Source organism: Acinetobacter sp. RRD8 (genome assembly GCF_031844225.1).
Classification (GTDB): Bacteria; Pseudomonadota; Gammaproteobacteria; order Pseudomonadales; family Moraxellaceae; genus Acinetobacter.
Genome location: NZ_JAUZUU010000014.1, coordinates 19389 through 44508 on the forward strand (window position 1 = coordinate 19389; position 25120 = coordinate 44508).

Below are 25120 nucleotides of genomic sequence, written 5' to 3' on the forward strand. Positions count from 1 at the left end.
GGAAAAATACTGCTAGCGCCACTCTTTCCAGAAATACATGATGATCCCGAACATCACCACCGCAATACCGGCAAAAGCATGACTGCTGATAATTTCATGATTTAAGGTTGCTCCCAATACCAGAGCGATTACCGGCGTCATCACATTACTCAATGAGACGGTCGAAGCATTTAGACGGCGAATCAGCCAGAAATAACACAGCATTGCCACAATCGAGGACATGATCATGGTAAATACGAAACCGATCATTGCCTGTGTGCTAGGCAACTGAGTCGGCATATGTTGCCAGATAAACGGTACTAAAACGAGTGAACCAGCCGCGGAGACCAGCAATGAACCCGTCGCTTGCGACATCGGACTCAAGGGTGCACTGATCTGCTTAACCCAGAAGATCGAGCTGATATAAGACACCATACTGATCAGCATCAGCACCACCCCCCAGGGATTGATCTTGCTGTCTGCCGAGTCGGCAAAAACAAAACATAAACCGGCGACGGCCACTGCCATGCCGAGCCATTGCAGCCAGATCAGTTTATGGGTTTTTAAAATCATATGCCCGATCAAACCAGCGATCAGCGGTGAAAAACCAAAAATTAGTGCCATCAACCCTGAGGTTAAATAATTGGCTGCCAGATAAATAAACAGCTGCGCACCGATTAAATTCAAACTGCCTGCCAGATAACTTTTCATTGAAGTACGGTCAAAAGGCAGCTGGTCGCGCATGATCTTCAGCAGGAACAGTGCAATAACCGAGGCACCGAAATAGCGAATGATCAGCACCCACATCGGGTGAATCTCGGCCACGCTCCAGACAATCGCCAGTGGCGTTGCTGCCCAGATCAGTACCAATAAAGCGTAAATACTTGCCGTGACCGGCAATGATGATGAAGAACTCATAAGTCTCCTAAACGAGGCCAAGAAGTTCTGGATCAGCAACTTCAAAAATAGCGTATAGCGAATTCATGCTGAGATGAAGTTTTAATTTTTGATAAATTCATCAAGTTTCGTGCATAAAAAACAGACCTATGCAAAACATAGGTCTGTCCCAAGATATCTCAATACAACTTAAGCAATTTTGCGTAAGTCTTGTGCGATATCCAAATGTTTTTCAACATCAAACGCCGTATTTTTGCTGATCATTTTTTTCAAATGACGCATTTCTTTGGCTGCATTCACGGTAATCCCGCCAACGATCTGACCATCGGTCACACCATACATCACGAATGAATTGTCTGCACCTTTGGCTGCATCCATTTCACCACGAATATGCCATTCAGCTGCGGCCATATCACCAACAAACTGGAAGTTGATATTCAGCTGATCCGTCCAGAACCAGGCCGGATTGGCTTTCGGATGTTCCACACCCATCACGTGACGCGCAAAGATACCTGCCTGCAGGTTGGCATTTTCCCAGGTTTCCACACGGCGGTGATTGCCACAGTCACGTAACTGAGTCGCAACATCGCCTGCTGCATAAATATCAGCATTCGAGGTTTGGCAGTTTTCATTGACTTTAATCGCAACATCAACGTCCAGACCTGCATCTACGGCAAGCTGTGCATTTGGCACGATCCCGATCCCGTAAACTACAGCATCGGCACGCAGTTCTTCACCGCCTTCCAGCGTTACCACCACTTCTTCACCATCTAAACGGCAATCTGTAATCTTGGTTTCAAGACGCACATCGACCTGGTTTTGACGATGCTGTTCCAGCAGGAATTCACTCAGAATCTGTGGTGAACAACGACCCATCACCATTGGGCCCATTTCGATCACAGTCACCTGACAATCTTTGTAACGTGCAGATGAGGCAAGCTCAAGACCAATCACGCCACCACCGATCAGGATGATACGGCGACCGGCTTGAAGCACAGGCACCAGCGCGTGTGAATCTTCCAGGTTACGCAGGGTATAAACATGTTTGCCCAAAGCATCAAAATTAGGCAAACGGCGCGCAGCACCACCTGTTGCAAGCAAGAGTTTGTCATAAGCAACAACATCACCGTTAAGGAGTTCAACGGTTTTCGCAGTCGCGTTGATTTTCGCCACACCATTTCCACGAATTGTTTCCACCCCTAAATCTGCCAGTTTCTGTTCCGACAGGATTTCGATCTTGGTTTCTTCAGGTTTTAGAATCACATCTTTAGACAACGGTGGACGCTCATAAGGAAGATGGCTTTCATCACCAATTAAGGTAATTTTGCCTTCATACTTGTTGCCACGAAGTTCTAAAATTGCGCTCGCACCTGCCTGGCCAGCACCCACGATCACGATGTTGTTTACGTTGCTCATTTTCTTAACCTTTTAACTCTGCAGATACGATACCGAAGCCGGCAATCCATTCGCTGATGTCTTCATAGCAATGCGTGGTCATTTCATACTCACCCATTTCGCTTAAGGCAGCGAAGGCAGCCATCCAAGAACGGACTTCCTGACCACCACGACCACCATCACGGCGGATTTCAGCTTCAGTCATCGCTTCTAATGTTGCAAAATCAGCGTTCTTGAAGGTTTCTAGCAGGGCAATATCCCATTCAGCATTCAGAGGCACGGCAACTGACGTATCCCCTGCTGCCAGCTTTTGACCCACTGCAATAATTTTGGATTGACGTGCATGACGTGCTTCAGGCGTTGGATAACGGCCTGCAATCAGGAACTCTTCCACTTCTGGCGGTACTGCACCCATTTGCGGTGTAGGTGGATCATGTGACAGACCACCGGTACCTAAAACAAGCACACGCTCGTTTTCAAGGTTTAAAGACTTGATGTATTGACCCACAGCACGGCCCAAAGCGATGGTACGCTTGGTGGTTGGCATAGGTGCAGCAGCGCCATTAATAAAAATTGGAATCGTTGGATAACGGTCAAGTTTGCCTTCACACAGGAAATGTAAGGGCTGAGTCACGCCATGGTCAGCCTGCATACGGTATGAGTAGGCAACATCCACGCCTTCATCCAGTACACGTCGAACCAGATCTAATGCCTTGTCTTCAGGTACATCAATATGGTCATTGTCCTTGCCATAATCCCAGTCACCTGCAGCTTTGGCACGAATACCGACGCAGAAACTTGGCATCAGGTCATAGAAGAAACCATTAAAATGATCTGGACCAAAAGTGATGATCAGGGTTGGGTCGTAAGCTTTTACTTCAGCAGAGAGTTTTTCAAAAGCAGCACGAACTTTTTGCTTTTTTGATTGATCTTGAGGTGAAGCAAATTCCATTAAAGGACTGTGCGATGCACAAATAAGTTTAACGGCCATGAGAGACTCCTAGAAGGAAAGCAGCCCTGAGAGAAGAGGCTGCCGGTAAGTCCATTTGAATGAGACTAGATGTTTATTCGTCAAAGAAACCTGCACGTGGCTGACGTAGGCCACGAATACCCAGACCGCATTCTGCATTGATCAGAACACCAGTCAAAGGACGGTTGTTTTGACGAGATGCCAACAGCACGTATGAACCGGTCATATCTTCCGGTTCAGGCAAGAAATTCAGTGGCATGCCACGTGCAATTTTCTCAGGATCACGTGCATCGAGCAGGCCCACATTTTCCTGACCCAGCGATGCCGCACCTTTGATATTCACATTCATACCTGACGGTGCAACAGCGTTCACTCGTACTTTAGGCGCAAGCTCGTAAGCCAGTTCTTTCATAATCCCGACACCCGCATGCTTAGATGCAGTATATACAGGGCCTCCGCCAGCGGAGTACAGTGCCGAATTAGACAAAGTAAATATGATAGAACCTTCAGAAGCGATCAATGCATCCAGTGCAGCTTTCGCGCCCAAGATCAGAGACTTGGTATTAATCCCCATAATCTCGTCAAAGGCTTTTTCCAGCTGCTCGCCAGAGGTATTGACGATATCAGCGTAATGATCCCAGATACCGGCATTACCAACGAAACAATCGAGTTTACCGAAACGTTCTACAGTTGCTTGAACTGCACGAACGTTATCTGCATAGCTGGCTACATCACCTTCGATCGCAAGAACTTTTCCACCGAAGTGTTCATTTAATGCATCCACTTTAGCTTTTGAACGTTGAAGAACCGCAACTTGTGCACCTTCCTCAATAAAACGCTCGACCAAAGCCCAGCCTAAGCCTGAACCACCACCAGTAATAAGTGCAACTTCGCCTTGTAGCCAACCCATGCTTACTCTCCTGCCATCTCTACAAACAATTGACCATCTTCAACAATCACTGGGAACGTTTTGATTGGATCAGTTGCAGGTAGACATAATGCTTCACCTGTTTTTAAACAGAAACGAGCTGAATGTAATGGACATTCAACAGTACCATCATCTTCAAGGTAACCTTCAGACATAGAAGCATTACCATGACTGCATTTATCGTTCATAGCGAAGAATTCACCGCCATTGTTAAATACAGCCAGCGCTTCGATACCGTTTACGCCACAATCTACTTTTAACGCTTCGCCTTCGTCTAATTCGTCAACTTGGCAAACAAAAATCTTATTCATTAGAAGAACACACTCAGGTTATGTGAACTGTAAGTAACTTGGTCAAGCGTGATCTTACGGTTGAAGATTTGGAAGCCTAAGCCACCTTCAACTTTACGGATCTTGTCATGACGTTTACCACAGTAAATCACGACGTCTTTCTCTTTCTGTGTACGGTATAACAAGTAAGTTACGTACACGTCGTATTCGCCTTCAACTTCAGTTGGCTCTACGATCACGTTGCTCACCATGTGGGTGGTACGTGACGGAGGCTCTTCAGCCCAAGCCATACCAGTCTCAAGACGTGCTACACGACGCTCTAAAAGGTCTTTCGAATCGTTGAACACCCAAGTGGTAGGTGGTTCAACTGAACGACGACGGTCACGGGTTTGTGCGTTTGGTGTGGTACGTAGCGTGTAAGAAATATCTTCAGCTAAGGTATCTAACCATTCGCGGAATTTCCAATCGTCTAGCAATTTTGCTTCGCGATAAAGGAACTGACTAATTTGGTGATGAAGTTCTAAGCTGATTTGACTCATTTCATAAGCTCCTTCTCATATTCGTCAGCTGCTTTTTCCACGTCTTCCCATTTTTCATGGATCAATAAATCTGCCCAGCGGCGGTACATACCACGTGCTGCAGTTTCAGAGAAAATGTAGTTGGTGATCCCCGGGATACCATCTTCACGTACTTTTTCGTTGCCTTTACCCATTTCCATAATGAGTTTGTTTTGACGCGCTTTATAACCACGTAAAACTTTTTGGATCTCGATCCAGTTTTCAGAGTCATCTTGCTCCAGGAAACCGGCTGGACCAAAGGCACGCGTTGCAGAACGTTCAAATGCTTCTTTCACTTCTTGAGATGCTTCAGCATCAGCAATACAGAATGCCCATACTTCAGTTTTGTTTGGACCACGTGGGTGCCATACGCGAAGTGTTGCAGTACCGTTCAACCAAGACAAAGTTGGGAACATGGTGTTGTGACCTGCAAGACGCAGTGCACGAGTCTCGCCTAGGCGCTCTTTAACTTCGTCGTACGTTTCACGGAAGTAGTTGGCAACTTCACCGTCAACCCACACGTTTGCGTCTGGTTTCTCTGTGAAGAAGAAGCCTGAACCATGACCGCGTGAACCATACTGGATCGCGTCTTTCGCAGTTTCCCAAACTGGACGAGCAGTTTGCGCAGCACCTAATTTCTTAGAAGATTCGTCATCTGGTTTCGCGCCCAATACTTGGATCGCAGAAGCGTGAGAGAACAATGCGTGGTATTGGTCAGATGCAAACTGTTCCGCTGCAAACTTCCAGTTACACTCGATTTCCCACTTGTGTACACCACCAATGATTTCAGTACCACCTGGACGACGGTCAACAACGCCATCTAAGTACCAAGCGATATCACCCATGTATTCTTCTAGGTCAGGTGTGGTTTCATCCCAACAAGCGAATACCAAGCCTTTGTAAGACTTCACACGATTCACTTCAACCAGACCCCATTGCTCTTTACATGCCCCATGTGGGTAAGCACGATCTTCAAGCGGGATATCTTTTAAAGAACCGTCAATGCCGTATGACCAGCCGTGGTACGGGCAAGTAAATGCACGGGTATTACCACAGTCAGCGAAGCTTACACGCATAGAGCGGTGACGACACTGGTTTAAAAATGCTTTGATTGAGCCATCTTTTTGACGTGCCACAATGATTGGATCTTCACCCATGTAGGTGTTGAAGAAATCACCAGCCTTAGGAATTTGGCTTTCATGGCAAAGGAATAACCAAGTACGACCGAAAACACGTTCGAGTTCTAATTCGTAAATGTCAGGATCTGTATAAATAGATGGCGTAATACGTCCATTTTGTGCATCGACTAAAGCATCGATTTCGCGCACATCAATTTTTCCACTCATGAAAAGCTCTCCTGTGACCTATCTTTGGCACAAAGTAATAGACTCAACTTTTCAACGATGATGGATTTGACAGCGTTTTTCGGGAAATATTTTTTTTGTTTCAATTAAGAGCTTAAAGCAATTATTAAGCACGTGAATTTTTATATTAAAACATCTATTAATCCCGCCAGAGCATTTAGTTTATGAATGGGAAAATAATCTTCACGACATAGTTGTTTATAGATTATACTTTGAGGAAATTATAGTAAGACATTTTTTGGATTACTCTTTGGGTTGATGACATGGAATTACGACACCTTCGCTACTTTATCACCGTTGCTGAAGAGCTCAATTTTAGTAAGGCAGCACTTAAACTTTATACGGCTCAACCCTCACTTAGCCAGCAAATCAAAGACCTGGAAGAGGATGTCGGGGTAAAGCTACTCAACCGGACCAAACGTAAAGTAGAGCTGACCGAAGAAGGCGCCGTATTCCTGGAACAGGCTCGTCTTACTCTTGCACAGGCAGATAAAGCCGTTGCCATGGCACGTCAGGTGTCACAGGCCAAGCAGCAAATGCTCCGCATAGGTTTTGTACCGGTGGCCGAGATGAAAATCTTCCCCTATATCTTGCCAAATCTACGTGTACAGAACCCGGATTTAAAAATTGAACTGCTCAGCCTGAACAACAATGAGCAGATGCGTTTGTTAAAAAAAGGCGATCTGGATCTTACATTTACCCGCCATAATTTTAATAGTGATGAAATTGAAAGCCAGTTCGTGATTCGTGAACCGCTGATTTTTCTCCTGCCTAAAGATCACCCCTTAGCAAAATACGAAAGAATTCCTGCTAAAGCATTGAATGGGATTGATTTTATTATTCCATCAGCAGAGCAGTCCTTGACCCTGAACCAGGCTATTCTGGACTTTGCCAAAGCCAACGGCATTGAACTCAATATCGTGCAAAAGGCCGATAATATTTTATTTAATATCAACTCGATCGGAATGGGCCTAGGCTGTACCATTTTGCCTGGCTATATTGCACCACTAACCATGGATAATACCGTGATTCGTCCGCTGGACGTGGAATTGCCCTATTTAGACCTGTATGTCAGCTACCATAAAAACAACAAATCCTATGCCGTCAGCAAATTTCTTGAACTCTTGACCCGTGTGTTCTATCTGGATATTAACCGTAGCGAACAAAATTAATCCTATTTCTTCTCTGCATTAAGCATATGCCATTCAACTTTTGATAGGCATGTGCTTTTTTTGTTTTATTATTTTATGCTTAAGAATTCGTTTTTAATTCTATTTTGTGATAAAGAATCTATTTCTAGCGTTTAAATTTGTCACTTGACCTCGACCAAAATTGTGTATTTTTAGCTCTAAATGTGCTGCATTTACCACTTAAGTCTAATAAAATTTAATTCGGATTTTTCTCAGTTTAAATAGCTCAAACCTATAAAAATTATTAGATTTTTAGATTTATCCAAATAAATGAGAATCAAACTCACTTAGGTACGCTACCTTAAATATTCCCGATATAAAAAAGGATGACCGAAGCCATCCTTTTTAAAACTACATCGAGCTTATTTTACGCCGTGTACAGCCAAGTAGTTTTTGATCACAGTGTTGAACTCATCTGCTTTTTCAACTTGAGACCAGTGACCACATTGGCTGAAGATATGTGCATCAGCATTTGGCACGATGTTCAGGATGTCCCAAGTACGAGAAACCGGAATCACCACGTCTTGCGTACCATGAATCAATAGTACAGGCACAGTAATGTCTTTCATTTTTTCGAAGTCTAATGAGAATTCGAAACGGTCACGGTCACGTGCGCCAACCACATCCATTAAACGATTTGATGCATAGTCATTTGCAGCAGAAGCAAAACGTACTTTTACCAGTTCATCAGTAATCAGGTCTTTGTTTACGACAAACATAGAAAGGGTTTTCTTGATTCCTTCTTCTGTAAGAACTGGGTTTGCGTGAGCTTTAAGTGCAGCTGTCTGTTTCGCACCGCCCGTACCCATAGACACGATACCCAAAATACGATCTGGATAATCCAATGCCATCTGGAATGCTAACCAGCCACCCAGAGAGTTACCGACCAACCAGGTTTTTTCGATACCCAAAGCATCTAGCGTACGGATCGCATGATCTACCCAGGCACGGATACCATATTCAGTACCCGGTGCAACCACAGTTTGGCCATAACCAATGGTATCAATCGCGATACAACGCGCTTGCTCACCAATTTGTGGCAGGTTTAACCACCAGTTTGCCGCGGCCGATACACCTGTACCTGAACCGTGTAAAAATAGAATAGGCGTACCTTCACCAATTTCGTGGTAATGGGTCAACTCGCCTTCAGCAGTTTCAATCCATTTGTCTTCTAAGCCAAAGAATGGATCTGTTTGATAGTCAGGGATTTGAACAGTGCTCATATTGCTTCCTCTTACAGTCTTTCGCTTGCGTGTCCCTCTATTTTCAAGAATTCGACGTCAAGTTGACTCATTAAAATGACTTGTGTACACCCTTATATTAACCGCTCAACCGCAGCAAACTGATACAAAATTACGATTGCACCCAACAAAATAGATATAATTTAAGTATTTGTTTTATATATTTTTTTATAAATTAAACCCTACATAAACTAAGGCTTTAACTGCATTCTTAAACCAAAAAGCAGCCAGAAGACTGACTGCTTTTAAAATATACGCGTATTAGAATTTATGCGTATAAGTGGTGGCGACACGGTATTCTTGCAGGTCTGGTTTTGCTGGATTGGCAAAATTCACATCAATATACATCGCCTGTACACCCAAACCTTTTAATTTACCTTCTGGCACAGTGTAGTTCACGATGGCATTCACTTCATCCGTATTGAAGTTCTGACCTTGATACGCCCCAGTACCTTTCTGATCATAACCTTTGAAATATACGGCTGTTGCATTTAAGCCTTTTGCACCCATTTCAGAGAAGTCATAGCCATAAGAAACACTCCATGACTTTTCTTCTGGCGCGGTAAAAGTCGCTACCCCCCAGTTCGCCAGATAAGGCTGTGGCACCCAGCCACCCAATGTCGGGAATGCGCTATCACCAAACATTTGCTGGTAACCTACACCTACGGTATGTGCACCATGATTCACTTTTGCAGCGACAGATAATGCTTGGTTATCGATCTCACCATACAGCTTGTCACCTGACTCCGAGTTATCGAAGTAACGGATGTGGCTATCTAATTTGGTTTTTTCACCAAGCGCAGTTTTATAATTCACACCCAGATAATGCTGTTGGTAAATGTCTTGAACATCGGCATACCAGTAGCTCGCCCCTACTTCTTTAGTAAGTTGGTGGTCTACACCCGCAATCCACATGCCATCAGCTTCAGCACCCGTATCATAGAAACTTGGTGGAGCAAATTTAGTTAAATCACGGAACTGGTTGTCATAACGGTTGTTAATACCATCAATATAAGCCAGAGTTAACTTGGTATCTTTAAGGTCTTTAGACTCTAACCAGGCACCACTATAAGTCGTCAATAACTGACGCGATGGATCAAATACCAAGACTGGAGATACAGGCAATAACTCACCGACTTTCAGTTCAGTTTGTGACACTTTGGCTTTTAAGGTCGCGCCGACTTTACCGAAATGGTCTTTTGATTCTTTGCCATCGTGTGGTAAAACCCAGTCCGGATTTTTATCACGGCCATTGAGTTTAACTGCATGCTGAACCAGTACATCAGCACCGACCTGCACACCACCACCGATATCGTGATAACCGGACTTGGCATCCAGAGTCACGCCTTGTGACCAAGAACCCCAGTTACGTGATGAGTAGTTATCTTGATACTGACGGTCTAGATAAAAGTTTTTAAATTTGAGTTGAACATTGCTGTCGTCAATAAAGTCTGCATTCGTTGCAGTTGTCCCTAAAGTTGCTGTCGCAGCAAGCATTGCAATCCATAAATTGTGACGACGCATGATGAGTTCCCCATTCAGCTGATAAAATCCATGCAGCCATCATGCGCAAGTCGGTTTAAATAAAAAATCCGACCACAGTATTAAACTTTTGCTCTTTTAGCTCTGCATATTCCGGGCCCAGATTTAAGCACTCAATCTCTTAGATTTTAAACCGATTAATGAAAATAAAAATTTGACCAGATATTTAATTCAAATTTCTGTTTCCTTTATTAATAAGCGCAATTTTTTTAAAAACTTTAAGATAATATTTTTTATTTATCGTTTTTATGTTTAAGGAAAAAATTAAACTAAAATAATCTTCACATAACACTATAACTAAAATATCTGAGATCAGAGTTTTATTATATTATTAAATCTACTTCATAATAAAAAAGCATCCACTTTGGATGCTTTTTTATTGGACTTATTTTAATACCACGGCATTAAAAATTAAGCTTGTAACTCACGAGCTTTAGACATGGTTAATGCCAAGTCTTCAATCATGTCTTCCTGACCACCTACCGTACCACGGCGACCAAGTTCCATCAGGATTTCACGCGCAGATACGCCATATTTCGCTTCAGCACGTTTAGCAAATAACAGGAATGACGAGTAAACACCCGCATAACCTAAAGTTGCCGCATCACGGTCGGCACGAATCGGGTTGTGCATCATTGGAATCACTAGATCTTCAGCAACGTCTTGCACTTTGAACAAGTCAACGCCAGTGTCCATACCCATACGGTTTGCCACAGCGATAAACAGCTCAAGTGGTGTGTTACCAGCGCCAGCACCAAGACCAGCAGATGCCAAGTCAACACGTACTGCACCTGCTTGAACAGCAGCAACAGTATTCGATACACCCATACCTAAGTTGTGGTGACCATGGAAACCAAGCTCAATGCTTGAATCCAAGTGTTGACGTAAGTGACCCACACGGTCGATCACGTCTTGAGGAAGCATGTAACCTGCTGAGTCAGTCACATAGATACAGTTTGCACCGTAAGACACCATCTTGTTCGCTTCTTCAAGCAATTTTTCAGGAGATGCCATGTGCGCCAACATCAAGAAACCGACCGTGTCCATGTCTAGTTTGCGTGCAGCCGTGATGTGCTGTTCTGAGCAATCCGCTTCTGTACAGTGCGTTGCAACACGAATAGTAGACACACCAATTTCATGCGCCATTTTTAAATGGTCAACCGTACCGATCCCAGGCAGAAGCAATGCAGATACTTTTGCATTTTTCATACGTGGCACAACAGCAGACAGGTATTCTTCATCCGTTGCCGCAGCAAAACCGTAGTTGACGGATGAACCGCCAAGGCCGTCACCATGCGTGACTTCAATTAAAGGTACGCCTGCATCATCAAGTGCTGTTGAAATTGCAATCATTTGCTCAACAGTGGTTTGATGGCGCTGTGGATGCATACCATCACGCAAAGTCATATCATGAACAATAATCTTAGACATGTGGTTGCTCCTTAAGCGTCTTTATTGAATACGTGTTCTGCAAACATCTCTGCAGTACGTGCTGCAGCAGCAGTCATGATGTCAAGGTTACCCGCATATTTCGGCAGGAAATCACCAAGACCTTCAACTTCTAAGTAAATTGACACGCGGTTGCCATCAAAAACTGGACCATTGACAAGCTTGTAACCCGGTACATATTTTTGAACTTCTTTAATCATTGCGTGTACAGATTCAGTGATCGCCGCTTGATCCGGTTCACCCTCTACCAGACAGTGAACCGTGTCACGCATCATCAGTGGTGGCTCAGCCGGGTTGATGATGATAATCGCTTTACCCTGTTTCGCGCCGCCCACTTTCTCAATGGCACCGGCAGTGGTACGGGTAAATTCATCAATGTTTTTACGTGTACCTGGACCTACTGATTTAGTCGATACCGTTGCAATGATCTCACCATATTCAACAGGCTGAACGCGAGAAACTGCAGCAACCATCGGAATCGTTGCCTGACCGCCACAGGTGACCATGTTTACGTTTGGCACTTCGCCACCCGCAAGCAATGCTTCCAGGTTTACAGGTGGTACGCAGAATGGACCGATCGCAGCAGGCGTCAAGTCAATCATCAGTACACCAAGTTCATTGAGCTTGCGGCTATTTTCAGCATGTACGTATGCAGACGTTGCATCGAATGCAATTTTAATATCATCTGCAATCACGTGAGGAAGAAGACCATCCACACCTTCAGCGGTGGTTTTTAAACCCATTTTCGCAGCACGCGCCAAACCTTCAGAAGTCGGGTCAATCCCCACCATCCATACCGGCTCTAACCATTCGCTACGTTGTAATTTATAAAGCAAATCAGTACCAATATTCCCTGGACCGATCATTGCACATTTAATCTTTTTCATGAATGTACTCTCTTGGAATCTTGATTATTCAGCAGCGAATGCAGCGGTTACTGAACCGAAGCCTTCAATTTCAACCTTGAATTCATCACCTGGTTGCGCCACAACCATTGGACCTAAAGCACCCGTCAAGATGATGTCACCTTTTAACAGCGGACGACCACGGCGTACCATTTCATCAGCCAGCCAAACAGCAGCATTCAATGGGTTTGCCAGACATGCTTTACCCACGCCTTGAGACACGACTTCTTCACCACGCGTCATCACCATCTTGCAGTTCACCAGATCAAGATTCTCTAATTTAACCGGCTGAGAACCCAAGACAAATGCAGCAGAAGATGCGTTATCTGCTACAGTATCAATCAGGCTGATTTTCCAGTTTTCGATACGGCTATCGACCACTTCAATTGCAGGCAATGCATAATCAGTTGCGCTGATAATGTCTGCATAGGTGTGTTTTTCTTTGGTTAAATCCTGGTTAATCACCAATGCGATTTCTGCTTCAACTTTCGGCTGAATCAGAAGGCCAGCTGGAATTGCTTCACCATCGCCATAGGCCATGTCGGCAAATAACATACCGAAATCCGGCTGATCTACACCCAGTTGCGCTTGAACGACTTTAGACGTCAAACCAATTTTACGACCCACCAGACGGCGACCTTCAGACAAAGCACGCTCGGTATTCACTTCCTGAACGGCATAGGCGATATCTACGTCAGCACTTTCACCGCCAAGTTCCGGGCGAATCGGTGCAATCGTAGTTTGTGATAATTCAGCGCTACGAAGTGCTTGTGCAACTGATTCAACAACAGCAGAATTCGACATCAATGTTTCCTTAAACTGCAAAAATTAGGCTTATGCTGGGATCTAAGAGGGACAGAAAATATGAACATGATCAAGCTGATCATCCGCATGGACTGCCTTTCTCAGAGCGAGCATAGGAATAAACAGTTTTAGGATGGGAAAAATCCGGCGTTTGTGCCAATAGTTATTTTATTTTTTGCTATAGCTATTATCTATAAGGAGAATTCATAAAAATTTAGATAAAACAAAATCTTATTATTTAAAACATATCGTTATTTAGCAAAATAACTACCATAATATGACCGAATAAAATCAGTACAATTACGACTTTAGACTAAAAGATAAGAACCAGCGCTTAAATCTACAGCATTCCCCAGCCAATTTAAACCGGGGAAACACATTCCTTGCACTGCAACCAAGATACTGGATTAAACTGCTTGTTTCCATTGGACTTTAGCCAACAATGCGCTATGCAAAGCAGCCACATCATCCACGATACAGACTGGATTAAATTGTGCTAAAAGTTCAGGCGCATGTACGCCATAACTTACCCCAACACTTGGCATGGCAATATTTTTCGCCATTTCCAGATCATAAGACGTATCACCGACCATAATCGCATGATCAGCCTGCACACCGGTTTCTGCCAGAATTTCTTCTAACATTAATGGATGAGGTTTGGAACGGGTTTCGCTGGCTGCGCGCGTGGTCACAAACAGCTCTTCACTGTTTGTCTGTTTTAATACACGATCCAGACCTTTACGGCTTTTCCCTGTGGCTACTGCCAGCTTCACGCCTTGCTGCTGTAAATCTGCGAGCATGTGCGCTACGCCTTCAAACCAGGAATCTCCCGATGAGTTGGCAACATAATGATCGGAATAGGCCTGCAAAATATCTGCATGTAAATCTGGCACGGTTGGGAAAAGTCGCTGTGCGACTTCTGGCAAACCTAGGCCAATAATACTTTTGGCATCTGCATCCGTTAAAGGCTGCTGAAATTGCTGTGCGGCAAACTGCAAACTCGCTACGATTTGACCCACTGAATCAAATAAAGTGCCATCCCAATCGAAAATGACCAATTTTACAGGTGAGTTCATAAAAGATTTCCTAAATTTGATTCAGTCTTGAAGCCCTCTCCTACAAGGAGAAGGAATTTTTCATTCTTAAGCAAATGACTTTAATAAAAGAACCAATAAAGTCGAATTATCAATGAAGTTTTAATTCAACATTACTCTTTAATAAGTAACGTTCCCTCTCCTGAACGAGTTTAAAGCACTGCTTTAAACGACGTGCAAGAAGGAGACTTGCTCAGCAGTGCTGCTTAGGGAAAGGATTCTTTCGAAATTTAATCTCCCCTAGCCCTCTTTAAGAAATAGGGGAATTCCCTCCTTTTTCAAAGGAGGGTGAGGGTGGATTAAATTTATTAAAAGAAAAAATAAGTCCTTATTGGGCAGCCGGTTTATCCGCTTTCTGCGCTCTTAACTGCGCCACCAGACTCTGCATATCTTCTGGCAATGGTGCTTCAATTGCTGGATAGCCCGGAATGTCCAGACGCATTGCATGTAAACACAAACGGCGTGGTTTTGGCCCACGATATTCTGTTTCATGACCATACTTTTCATCGCCTACTAGCGGATGACCAATACTCAAACCATGAACACGAATCTGATGGGTACGACCAGAAAGCGGAGATGCATACACCAGTGTGGCATGCATAAAACGTTCCTGCACATTCCACTGGGTTTTAGACTCTTTACCTTCTTTCGGGGACACGCAGACACGACGTTCACCATTGGCCAGCTCGTAACGATGTAAAGGTGCATCAATCAGCTGTTTATCCAGACTGACCTGCCCTTTTACTACAGCGGCATAGGTTTTTTTGATTTTATGTTCACGCAACATATCTTGTAATGTTTTCAACACGCTACGCTTTTTGGAAATCATCACCAGACCGGAAGTATCACGGTCAATCCGGTGAATCAGTTCCAGATACTTTTTACCGGTTGCGGCACGCAAGCCCTCAATCAGGCCATAGGCCACACCGCTACCACCATGCACAGCAATCCCGGAAGGTTTATTCACGACCATCAAACCTTCATCTTCATAAATCACACGGGCCAATAAGCCTTGTGCCACTTTGTCAGAAACAGGTGCAGCAGATTCATCTTTTTGTTCATAGCGAATCGGCGCAACGCGAATCTGGTCACCGATTGCGAGTTTGGTTTCTGCTTTAATGCGTTTTTTATTAACGCGAACCTGGCCTTCACGAATCAGACGATAGATACGGCTTTTTGGCACACCTTTCAGACGACTAAACAGGAAATTATCGATGCGTTGTCCATCTTGATGTTCATCCACTTCAAACCAAGTGACGTTTTGCCATTGTTGCGTAGAATTCATACAGTTACTATGACCCAAAAAATACTAAAATTGATTAAAAACTGATCACTTAGGTTATGCTTTACACAAGAAACATAAGCTTAGCCCATAGGCAGATGATGCAAGGTTTGATATAGTCAGCGCACGGAAACCATCGTTTGTGAGTAAAAGTTGAATCATTTCAGATTTTTCTGAACTTGATTGTTCAATTAAAGACTCACATGATACGGGAAGGTCCCCAAAGAATTATGCCACGCCGAAGGCTTATTATATCGGCAAACAAAGCAAACTGTTGCGTTTAATTGTACCTCAGGTACATAAATCAGTTTGTCTTAAAAAATATGTCGCCAACTTTGTTGGTTTTTAAACGTAAACTGATACACATCAGATTAGTCGCAACCTGAAGACGACTTCAGGCTACAGCGTTGATGCATTGGATCTGCACAGTTTGTAAAGATACGACGACAATTCCGTATCAAGACACTTTCTATAAAGAAGGGATGATCTTCGAGCAATGTGACAGTGAAAGTTACACACATCCAATGCACCGCTCGTCCGCCAGTGAAGCGTTCAGGTGACTTTAATCCGTTTAAAGATTGAAGCCGTATTGCCATCATCAATACGTGAATCAAAAACCGAAGCCCATCTATATTAAATAGAGCTCGGTCATAAAAGACTCAAACCACAATGAAATTCATTGCAGATTTGAGCCATTGATCCGTGATGTGTGATGTTCGCTACGTGTATAGCGATTTTTTGCTGTGTATCACTATAAGGTGTTACACCCATGAAACGTATGTTGATTAATGCAACACATGCCGAAGAAATTCGCGTTGCACTTGTCACTGGTCAGCGTCTTTACGATTTTGATTTAGAAAATCGTACCCGTGAACAAAAAAAATCCAATATCTACAAAGGTCACGTGACTCGCGTTGAACCTTCTTTAGAAGCTGTATTCGTTGAATACGGTGCAGGTCGCCAAGGCTTCCTGTCAATGCGTGAAATCGCAAATTCATATTACAAAGCCGACCCTCGCCAAACTTCAAATATCCGTGAACTGATCACTGAAGGCACCGAACTTCTGGTTCAGGTGGAAAAAGAAGAGCGTGGCAATAAAGGCGCTGCCCTGTCTACTTTTATCTCACTTGCTGGCCGTTATTTGGTCTTGATGCCAAACAACCCTAAAGGTGGTGGTATCAGCCGTCAGATTTCTGGTTCAGTGCGTGAAGAACTGAAAGAAATGCTGGCAACACTGAACGTGCCACGTGGTATGAGTGTGATTGTGCGTACTGCCGGGATCGGTCGTTCACAAGAAGAATTGCAACTCGACTTACAGCACTTGTTAGACCTTTGGGCACAAATCCAGAGCACTGCAAGTTCAGGTCCATCGCCAATGTTGGTACATCAGGAAGCGGGCGTAGTGACACGTGCCATTCGTGACTACCTGCGTGATGATGTTGCTGAAATCCTGATTGACTCAGAACAAGCTTATAACGAAGCTTATAACTTCGTAAAAGCGGTAATGCCACGTCAGTTAGAAAAACTGAAAACTTATACCTTAAATGAACCTTTATTTGCGCATTTCGCGATTGAAAGTCAAATTCAAACTGCTTATGAACGTGAAGTAAAACTTCCTTCGGGCGGTTCGATCGTAATCGATCAAACTGAAGCTTTAGTGTCAATTGACATTAACTCGGCAAAATCGACTCGCGGTAGCGACGTTGAAGACACCGCGTTAAATACCAATATTGAAGCGGCAGAAGAAATCGCGCGTCAATTACGTTTACGTGATATCGGTGGTCTGGTGGTGATCGACTTCATCGACATGACTAAAGACCGCAACCAGCGTATGGTGGAAGCGAAGCTGCGTGAAGCGACGCAAAGTGACCGTGCCCGTATCCAGTTCGGTCAATTGTCACGTTTTGGTTTGATGGAAATGAGCCGTCAACGTCTGCGTCCTTCTCTTGAAGAAGCGACTGGCTACGTTTGCCCACGCTGCCATGGTACCGGCATGGTTCGTGATCTTCGTTCTTTATCACTTTCGATTATGCGTAAAGTGGAAGAGATCGCGCTACGTGAACGTCATGGTGAAGTTCAAGTCGAAGTTCCAGTCGAAATTGCTGCCTTCTTATTGAATGAAAAACGTCACACCTTGGTCTATTTAGAACAGACTTCAAATGTACGTGTGACTGTGTTGCCGCATCCGCATCTGGAAACACCGCATTATGAAATTACTTATAATGCCGAAGGCTTTGCACCAACCAGCTATGAACGTACTGAAGCTACGCGTTCAAGTGAAAAAGAGTTGGGCTATGAGTCATCTGAATGGCATTTAGAAGAAGAACAACATACGCATGCTGCTGCACCAGCGCCTGCTCAACAGCAAAACAACGGCAGAAACAATAAACGCCGTAACCAGCAAAACCAAAATGTACAGCAAGCACCTGTTGCACAACAAGCTCCTGCCCAAGCACAAGTTGCTGCTCCTGCATCTAGCCCATGTGCCTGGTTAGAAAACCTGTTTGTTCAAAAACAGGCTGCGACTGTTGATCAATCGCGTACTGCCAACAATGCAGCTGCAGCAATTGAACAAATGATCAATGGTGGTGCGGTGAGCCGTGGTCAGTTCGGTCAATTGTCTGCACCGGTGGCACAACCTGCTCCACAGCAAGTGTCTCAACCGGTTGCTCCGGCAAGCAGCAATGCCTATCTGGCACCATCGACTGTAGCGCAAAAACAGGAACGTGATGCTGAAAAACCGGCAGAGCGTGATGAAAGAGCGCCGCGTCATAACAATAAAAAACCACGCAATCCGAAGCACAAAGAACCGCGTGAGCAGGTTCAGTCCGAAGCTTCCGCTCCTCAGCAACATCAGGTGCATGAAGAAGTGGTTCAGGTATCTCGTCAAGAGCAACGTCATGAAGCACGTGAAAACAAGCGTAATTCTCGCCGTCAGCATCACAACGAGCCATCTCAGCAAAATGATGTTCAAAACAATGAACAACAGCCACAACAGGCAATGCCACGTCGTGACCGCCGTAACCAGCCACGTCAGGAACGTCCAAATCGCCACCGCGATCCAAGCGTGCTGAATGAGCAGGCTCAACAAGCAGCACCTGCAGTCGTTGAAGTTCCAGCAGTCAATGACAAGCAGCTTCGTGTTGAATTGGTCGATGCGCCACGTCAAGACGTGATGCCGACTGCTATGGTGGTGAATATTGACCAGGCGAAAAGCGAAATCGTGGCATTGAATGACAATGCTGCAGTTGTAACGCCAGCGGTTGAAGTTACTGCACCGGCAGATGCGCCAGTTGAAGAAGCCGCTGCTGAAAATGTAGTAGAAGCTGCACTGACAGCACCTGCTGAAGAAGTTGTGACAGCGGAAGAATCAAGTGCTGAAAAACCTCGTGCCAGCAACGATCCGCGTCAGCGTCGTCGTCAGCAACGTGAAGGACAGCCTCAACAGGCTACAGTTCAAAAGTTGACTCCGTCACAAGTACCAACTTTGGGTCAGTTCACTATTGGTAGCCTGATTCGCCATGTTTATGGTGAAGACTGCTCCGTGCTCATTGAACAGTTTGGTTTATTGCCAACCTTCAACCGTGCTCTAGAGAAGTTCACAAAAGAGTACAACGCGAGTCTGGTGGCTGCAGCATCGCCTGTCGCAGAGAAAAAACCGGTCACCCGTGATGTTCAAGTGACGGTAGCTAAGGTTGAAGCAGAGCCTGCTCCAGTTCTGGATCTAACTCCACCAAAACCGGTGTCGGACAAACGTGTCGCAAACGATCCACGTGAGCGTCGCCGTCTGGCTAAACAGGCTGCAGAACAGGCCCTGCAACAAGCCAAGCAACAGGCTAAAGTAGAAACAGCTCCGGCAGTTGAAACTGTACCAGAAGCACCTGTAGCAACAGAAGCACAAGCAGAGTCTGCTGAAGCAGCAGCAACTGAAACTCCAGTAGCCACTGAAATCGCTATTGAAGAAACCGTAAATGCTCAGCCAGCTGAACAAGCAACTGAAACTACGGCACCAGTAGATACAGCTCCTACAGAAGCGGCTCCAGTGACTGAAGCTCAACCTGAAGATGCTGCGCCAGTTGAAGCAAATGCTGAATCAGAAGCTCCTGTTACAGAAGCCCAGGATCAGGCCGAAGTAACAACAGAAGACACTGAAGCCAGCGAAGCTGAAAAAGCAGAGAAACAGGCTGCCCGTCCACGTCGTCCACGTGGTCGTCCACCGAAAAAAGCCAATACTGCAACTGAATCATAATTTGCTCAATTGCAGTCATCTAAAAAAACCTAGTCATTTCGATGACTAGGTTTTTTTTTGCTAGATTTAGTCAGAATAGGTTGATTGCACTAGTGTTTTAACGCTAAAAGATGGATAGCTCGTCTACTGTATATAAATTGAACGTATCGGATACGAAAAATAAATAGGATTCTCATGACCCAAATGAAACCACACGATCTGATTGGGATTGCAGATGTCGCTGCCAAAATCCCGGCTTTCTTGACCAAAGTGCCCAATTTGCTCACTGGTCTAAGACAGGCATATTTACGTACTCCGAACACACCGGCCGGCTTGGGTCTGGCTTTTGAAAAAGCGACCAAGCGTAACCCCGAAGGTATCGCCTTGCGTTTTGAAGAGCAAAGCTATAGCTATGCTGCTCTCAATGCCTGGGCCAACCAGATTGCCCATTTCTATCTATCCTTGGGCGCCAAGAAAGGTGATGTCGTTGCCGTGATGGTCGAGAACCGCCCTGAGCTGATTGCCAGTGTAATTGGTCTGGCCAAACTCGGTGTGACCACCGCTCTGGTGAATACCTCTCAAGTCGGCAAAGTGCTGACGCACAGTATCAATCTGGTCAAACCGATTGCTCTGATTGTGGGTGAAGAGTGCCGTCATGCAGTCAACGAGATTCGTAATGACCTGAATATTAGCAGTGACCACTTGCACTGGTTTGCAGATCAGAATACTCAAGCCGATCCGGGTCAGGCGCCTGAAGGCTTTATCAACCTGGCTGAAAAAACCGATCTTGCTCCCAAATTCAATCCATCAACCACCCATTCGGTGCAGGGCAAAGACGGACTGTTCTATATTTACACCTCGGGCACCACGGGTCTACCTAAAGCGGTGATCTTTACCAATGGTCGCTGGACGCTGGCTTATGGCACCTATGGGCATGTGCTGAATCTCAATAAAGATGATGTGATGTACTGTACCCTGCCACTTTATCATGCCACAGGCATGGTGGTGTGCTGGTGCGGTGTCATTGCGGGTAGCAGCACCCTGGCTATTCGCCGTAAATTTTCGACCTCTTCTTTCTGGAAGGATGTGCAAAAATTTGATGCCTCTGCGATTGGTTATGTCGGTGAGCTGTGCCGCTATTTGATGGATGCTCCCTCATCTGAACTGGAAAAAGGCCATCGCGTAACCAAAATGATTGGGAATGGCATGCGCCCGAATATCTGGGACAAATTTAAATCCCGTTTTGGCATTCAGGAAGTGCTAGAACTGTATGCCTCTAGTGAAGGCAATGTCGGTTTTAGCAATATTTTCAATTTTGACAATACCGTCGGTTTCTCACCCACACCGTATGCGATTATTGCCTTTGATAAAGATAAAAATGAGCCGGTACGGGACGCTAAAGGCCATTGCAAACGGGTGAAAAAAGGTGAAACTGGTTTATTAATTGGTAAAATCACCCGTCGCTCACCTTTTGATGGCTATACCGATCCGGAAAAAAACAAGTCAGTGATCATGCAGGGTGTATTTACCCAAGGTGATGCTTACTTCAATACCGGGGATCTGGTGCGCAATATCGGCTTCCGTCATGCGCAGTTTGTTGATCGTTTAGGCGAGACTTTCCGCTGGAAAGGGGAAAATGTTTCTACAACTGAAGTGGAAAACATGCTGACCGAGTATGACAAAATCGTTGAAGCGGTGGTGTATGGCGTAGAAATTCCCAATACCAATGGTCGTGCCGGTATGGCCGCGATTACCCTGCAACCCGATGTAAAATTGGATGATGCAGATTTAGCAGCCATGGCCGCTTGCTTTAAAAAATGCTTGCCGGCTTATGCGGTACCGGTATTTTTACGTATACAACAGCAGATTGAAACTACAGGTACCTTTAAATACCAGAAAAATAAATTGAAAGAGCAAGCATTTGATCCGAGTAAAACCGATGAACGCCTGCTGGTGTTATTGCCAGGTGCAACGGCATATTCGGAGCTCACCGCAGAGATTTTTGCCAATATTCAGGCCTATCAATATCGCTTCTAAGTACTGAAGTTGCCTATTTTTTGTTTAGATAAAGCATAATTGTTGTATTTATAATCAAACATGGGCAACTTTGTTATTTTTTGCTTGCGCTGAAATGAGATCTTGCTACAATACGCTCCATCAAACAAAGTGGTGCTTTAAGCTATTTAGCTTGACTTGCACTGCACATTCAAACCTGGTTTGAATGATGGTTCAGGGTCGTTAGCTCAGCTGGTAGAGCAGCGGACTTTTAATCCGTTGGTCCCGCGTTCGAATCGCGGACGACCCACCACTTATTTGATATCCCTTGATGGGTCGTTAGCTCAGCTGGTAGAGCAGCGGACTTTTAATCCGTTGGTCCCGCGTTCGAATCGCGGACGACCCACCATCTTCCGAAAGGATCACGTAAAAGTACACCACACTCTTGCGTCATAAAAATGGTCATCATCATTTTTATTCCTCAGGGTCGTTAGCTCAGCTGGTAGAGCAGCGGACTTTTAATCCGTTGGTCCCGCGTTCGAATCGCGGACGACCCACCATTCTTTTCTTAGAATGTCTCCCTGATTTCCCTTATTATATTTTAATTAAATTGCGATGTTTTGGTCGTGTATTTCTGCGTCTAGATCTTATGCTCACGCCTTTCCACAACTCGCCTTTATTGTCTAATCTAAACAGTATTTGAATTAAGCTTTCGATCAGATCAGCCGATTTTTATCGGGTATTATTCTTGAATATGAAAGGACGTGTCTTTGACCAGTTCATAGGCTTTCGAAGGTGCCGGATAGCCGCGATCAAACAATTCCCGGTTGGTTTTTTCTTTTTCACTATAGATTTTTTCCAGATTCATGACTAAGTGATTTGAATCTTTAATCTTATAGTAAAAGCTCGCCCCTTCTTTACGATTCACTACTATATCGGTACGCTCAGGATTGATAAACCAGCGGTCTTTACGGTAGGTAATATTATGAGCCGTGCTGCTTTTGGTATTATCAATAAATACTTTGCCATACTGTAAAATACTGCGATGCACCGTACCGTCCGGCATTAGAGTCAAAATAAATTCTGCCTTACCTTCAGTACAAGGCGCAAAGCGGCCATCACAGTCGATTTCAGTATGATAGCGACCTATAAACACCTTGGCATCCTCTGGTACAGTTGCCGGGTTTAAATCTGCTTCTACCGGAACAGTCGCCTGCCCTGCGACCTGAGTTAAGGATTTGGCGCTGACAGTCACCACATCGGCCTTCGTATTGGCAGCGGAAATTTTAACGCCCTCTTCTGAGGTCGCCTGACCTTCCTGTTCAGGTTTGACCTGCTGCTGATCACAAGCCTGCAAAATCACCATACTCCCCAACACCAGGCTACATTTAAAAAAACTGCTTAATGTACAACGTGATACATCCAATTTCATTTTTAACAAACCTAAATAGGAAACATGGCGAGCAAAAAGCACCCAGCAAAGCTGATGAACTTTACACAAGAGTTCAATAGAATTTTCACTATGTTAGTAGCTCTTAGATCTGGTTTTAATCTTTATTAACATTACTTAACGATTTTATTTGTAATCAGCACTTTAAAAAGTTTAAGTAAACTCCATTTCTTTAAGTATGGATCCATTTTAGGATTCAAACTTATTTTTAATCAGGAGATTTTAATGGCCAATGTTGGTTTATATCGCTCTAACCGCTCAAACATGATTGCAGGTGTAATGGGTGGTATTGCTGAACGTTTTGGTTGGAACGCAAATTTATTACGTCTGATTTTTGTGGTGATTTCAATCATGAGTGCCGCATTCCCGGGTATTTTGGTCTATCTGGTGTTGTGGTTAATCATGCCGAAAAAACAGTACAGAATTGATCATGACAGCGTTCATCAACCTCAGGGCTATCAAAATCCTGTGCGTACAGTGAATCAGGATAAACGCTATTAAGCTGTACAGTCATTTTTAACAAGCGTTCTTAACCAGTTTCATCGCAGAGCTTCCTCTTTCACCCCGGTTAAATGGGATGAAATTTTGATGCCACGGTAATTTCCCCAAGTTATCGTGGCTTTTTTTTGCCTATATTTTTTATTATTTCTTTGCTGTATTACAGCTTTTCACTTTCTTTCTCAGTTGAATTCACGATAAGTTCAAGATTCCAATTTTTGAAATGGATTTCACATGACTCAGGCAGAATGGATGATGCTGTGGCTCTGTGCCGTCGCAGCCCTGCTGCATGGTTTAAGCGGCTTTGGCTTTCCTATGATGAGTACGGCTGTTCTGTCCAGCGCATATCCGCTTAGCATCGCGGTTACCCTTGTCATTCTGCCCTGTCTGCTGCTGAATCTGATCATGCTGAATGCTGACCCTGCGCATAGCCTGTTGAATAGTATTGGCTATTATATAAAACGTTATTGGCCATTAATGCTTAGTAGCCTGGTCGGCAGTGTACTCGGGGTCAAGCTATTACTTTGGCTAAATGAGGCTTATTTAAAACTGTTATTGGGTCTGGTAATTATATTTTATGTCTTGGACCAGTTACGGGCACGCCCCTTACAAGTTAGTCCGCATATTTCCAGCATGCTCTGTTTTGGTTTACTGGCCGGCATTATTGGAGGTGCGACCAATGCTATGGCACCTTTTCTAATGATGTATCTGATGAGCTGCCAGCTCTCAAAGACAGATATTGTCATTATCAGTAATCTCAATTTCATTGCCGGTAAACTGATCCAGCTGATTTTACTATTTCCAATTCTGATCACACTGGAAACCCATCAACAGCATATTCTGATCGGGATCAGCTTATTCGCCCTTGCTGGTGTCTGGATTGGAGGCAAAATACGCCATCGTTTATCTCAGCAACACTTCAAATGGATTGTCTTGGCTTTACTTTTCGGCTTGGGCCTGTATGCCTTCTGGCAAAGTACTGGATTATTGCAACAATCTGGTTATAGTATCTTTAAATAGGATATTTTTTAAACAAATCAAAATTACAAATTCAAAGCTGGC

20 protein-coding genes and 3 tRNA genes are annotated in these 25120 nt (G+C 44.4%); 8 read left to right on the forward strand and 15 right to left on the reverse strand.

Annotated elements, in window-relative coordinates; genetic code table 11:
* Positions 1-12: 12 nt before the first annotated feature.
* The 7 genes from Q9R24_RS11775 to hcaE all read right to left on the reverse strand — a co-directional run bounded on the left by Q9R24_RS11775 (position 13) and on the right by hcaE (position 6362).
* On the reverse strand, positions 13-897 hold the full coding sequence (locus Q9R24_RS11775; protein ID WP_311204575.1) for an EamA family transporter: 885 nt from the start codon (positions 895-897) through the stop codon (positions 13-15).
* Positions 898-1065: 168 nt separating this feature from the next.
* Positions 1066-2292 carry a 3-phenylpropionate/cinnamic acid dioxygenase ferredoxin--NAD(+) reductase subunit gene (hcaD, locus tag Q9R24_RS11780; RefSeq protein WP_311204576.1) on the reverse strand — a complete coding sequence of 409 codons (1227 nt, stop codon included), beginning with the start codon at positions 2290-2292 and terminating at the stop codon, positions 1066-1068.
* 4 nt (positions 2293-2296) lie between these two features.
* Positions 2297-3262, reverse strand: coding sequence for a 3-carboxyethylcatechol 2,3-dioxygenase (locus Q9R24_RS11785; RefSeq protein WP_005245895.1), 966 nt, complete (start codon positions 3260-3262; stop codon positions 2297-2299).
* 73 nt (positions 3263-3335) lie between these two features.
* Positions 3336-4151: a 3-phenylpropionate-dihydrodiol/cinnamic acid-dihydrodiol dehydrogenase gene (gene hcaB / locus Q9R24_RS11790; protein WP_004278515.1), complete on the reverse strand. Its 816-nt coding sequence runs from the start codon at positions 4149-4151 to the stop codon at positions 3336-3338.
* A 2-nt stretch (positions 4152-4153) separates the two neighbouring features.
* Positions 4154-4480: a 3-phenylpropionate/cinnamic acid dioxygenase ferredoxin subunit gene (gene hcaC / locus Q9R24_RS11795; protein ID WP_004278517.1), complete on the reverse strand. Its 327-nt coding sequence runs from the start codon at positions 4478-4480 to the stop codon at positions 4154-4156.
* Positions 4480-4998 carry a 3-phenylpropionate/cinnamic acid dioxygenase subunit beta gene (hcaF, locus tag Q9R24_RS11800; RefSeq protein ID WP_191111986.1) on the reverse strand — a complete coding sequence of 173 codons (519 nt, stop codon included), beginning with the start codon at positions 4996-4998 and terminating at the stop codon, positions 4480-4482. The genes hcaC and hcaF overlap by 1 nt, the downstream gene beginning before the upstream one ends.
* Positions 4995-6362, reverse strand: a complete 1368-nt coding sequence (hcaE, locus tag Q9R24_RS11805; RefSeq protein ID WP_004278520.1) for a 3-phenylpropionate/cinnamic acid dioxygenase subunit alpha — start codon at positions 6360-6362, stop codon at positions 4995-4997. Before hcaE ends, hcaF begins: the two co-directional genes overlap by 4 nt.
* A 281-nt stretch (positions 6363-6643) precedes the next feature.
* Here hcaE and hcaR point away from each other — a divergent pair, with 281 nt between their 5' ends.
* Positions 6644-7552 (forward strand): DNA-binding transcriptional regulator HcaR, encoded by a 909-nt coding sequence (gene hcaR / locus Q9R24_RS11810; RefSeq protein WP_224216949.1) that lies wholly within the window; start codon positions 6644-6646, stop codon positions 7550-7552.
* Between the two features lie 380 nt (positions 7553-7932).
* On the opposite strand, the gene Q9R24_RS11815 is transcribed toward hcaR, so the two are convergent.
* From Q9R24_RS11815 to Q9R24_RS11845, 7 genes are all read right to left on the reverse strand, one after another.
* Complete coding sequence (locus tag Q9R24_RS11815) at positions 7933-8793, reverse strand: alpha/beta hydrolase (RefSeq protein WP_311204577.1); 861 nt, start codon at positions 8791-8793, stop codon at positions 7933-7935.
* A 279-nt stretch (positions 8794-9072) separates the two neighbouring features.
* Entirely contained in the window at positions 9073-10335 is a 1263-nt protein-coding gene (locus Q9R24_RS11820) for an OprD family outer membrane porin (RefSeq protein ID WP_311204578.1), read from the reverse strand.
* A 429-nt stretch (positions 10336-10764) separates the two neighbouring features.
* On the reverse strand, positions 10765-11784 hold the full coding sequence (dmpG, locus tag Q9R24_RS11825; protein WP_311204579.1) for a 4-hydroxy-2-oxovalerate aldolase: 1020 nt from the start codon (positions 11782-11784) through the stop codon (positions 10765-10767).
* Between the two features lie 11 nt (positions 11785-11795).
* Positions 11796-12689 (reverse strand): acetaldehyde dehydrogenase (acetylating), encoded by an 894-nt coding sequence (locus tag Q9R24_RS11830; RefSeq protein WP_004278526.1) that lies wholly within the window; start codon positions 12687-12689, stop codon positions 11796-11798.
* 24 nt (positions 12690-12713) lie between these two features.
* Complete coding sequence (locus Q9R24_RS11835) at positions 12714-13511, reverse strand: fumarylacetoacetate hydrolase family protein (protein WP_311204580.1); 798 nt, start codon at positions 13509-13511, stop codon at positions 12714-12716.
* A 407-nt stretch (positions 13512-13918) separates the two neighbouring features.
* On the reverse strand, positions 13919-14587 hold the full coding sequence (locus Q9R24_RS11840; RefSeq protein ID WP_311204581.1) for an HAD-IA family hydrolase: 669 nt from the start codon (positions 14585-14587) through the stop codon (positions 13919-13921).
* A 346-nt stretch (positions 14588-14933) separates the two neighbouring features.
* Complete coding sequence (locus Q9R24_RS11845) at positions 14934-15890, reverse strand: RluA family pseudouridine synthase (RefSeq protein ID WP_004278531.1); 957 nt, start codon at positions 15888-15890, stop codon at positions 14934-14936.
* A 766-nt stretch (positions 15891-16656) separates the two neighbouring features.
* On the opposite strand from Q9R24_RS11845, the gene Q9R24_RS11850 reads away from it, so the two are divergent.
* The 5 genes from Q9R24_RS11850 to Q9R24_RS11870 all read left to right on the forward strand — a co-directional run bounded on the left by Q9R24_RS11850 (position 16657) and on the right by Q9R24_RS11870 (position 22670).
* Positions 16657-20136, forward strand: coding sequence for an Rne/Rng family ribonuclease (locus Q9R24_RS11850; protein WP_311204582.1), 3480 nt, complete (start codon positions 16657-16659; stop codon positions 20134-20136).
* Positions 20137-20310: 174 nt separating this feature from the next.
* Positions 20311-22152, forward strand: a complete 1842-nt coding sequence (locus Q9R24_RS11855) for a long-chain-acyl-CoA synthetase (protein ID WP_311204583.1) — start codon at positions 20311-20313, stop codon at positions 22150-22152.
* A 195-nt stretch (positions 22153-22347) separates the two neighbouring features.
* A tRNA-Lys gene (locus Q9R24_RS11860) sits at positions 22348-22423 on the forward strand.
* 20 nt (positions 22424-22443) lie between these two features.
* A tRNA-Lys gene (locus Q9R24_RS11865) sits at positions 22444-22519 on the forward strand.
* Between the two features lie 75 nt (positions 22520-22594).
* A tRNA-Lys gene (locus Q9R24_RS11870) sits at positions 22595-22670 on the forward strand.
* Positions 22671-22852: 182 nt separating this feature from the next.
* Here Q9R24_RS11870 and Q9R24_RS11875 read toward each other — a convergent pair.
* The gene (locus tag Q9R24_RS11875; protein ID WP_311204584.1) at positions 22853-23542 is read right to left on the reverse strand and encodes a hypothetical protein; all 690 of its coding nucleotides are present in this window, start codon (positions 23540-23542) and stop codon (positions 22853-22855) included.
* Positions 23543-23785: 243 nt separating this feature from the next.
* On the opposite strand from Q9R24_RS11875, the gene Q9R24_RS11880 reads away from it, so the two are divergent.
* Entirely contained in the window at positions 23786-24061 is a 276-nt protein-coding gene (locus tag Q9R24_RS11880) for a PspC domain-containing protein (RefSeq protein WP_004278536.1), read from the forward strand.
* Between the two features lie 231 nt (positions 24062-24292).
* Positions 24293-25078: a sulfite exporter TauE/SafE family protein gene (locus Q9R24_RS11885; RefSeq protein WP_311204585.1), complete on the forward strand. Its 786-nt coding sequence runs from the start codon at positions 24293-24295 to the stop codon at positions 25076-25078.
* The last annotated feature ends 42 nt before the right edge of the window (positions 25079-25120 follow it).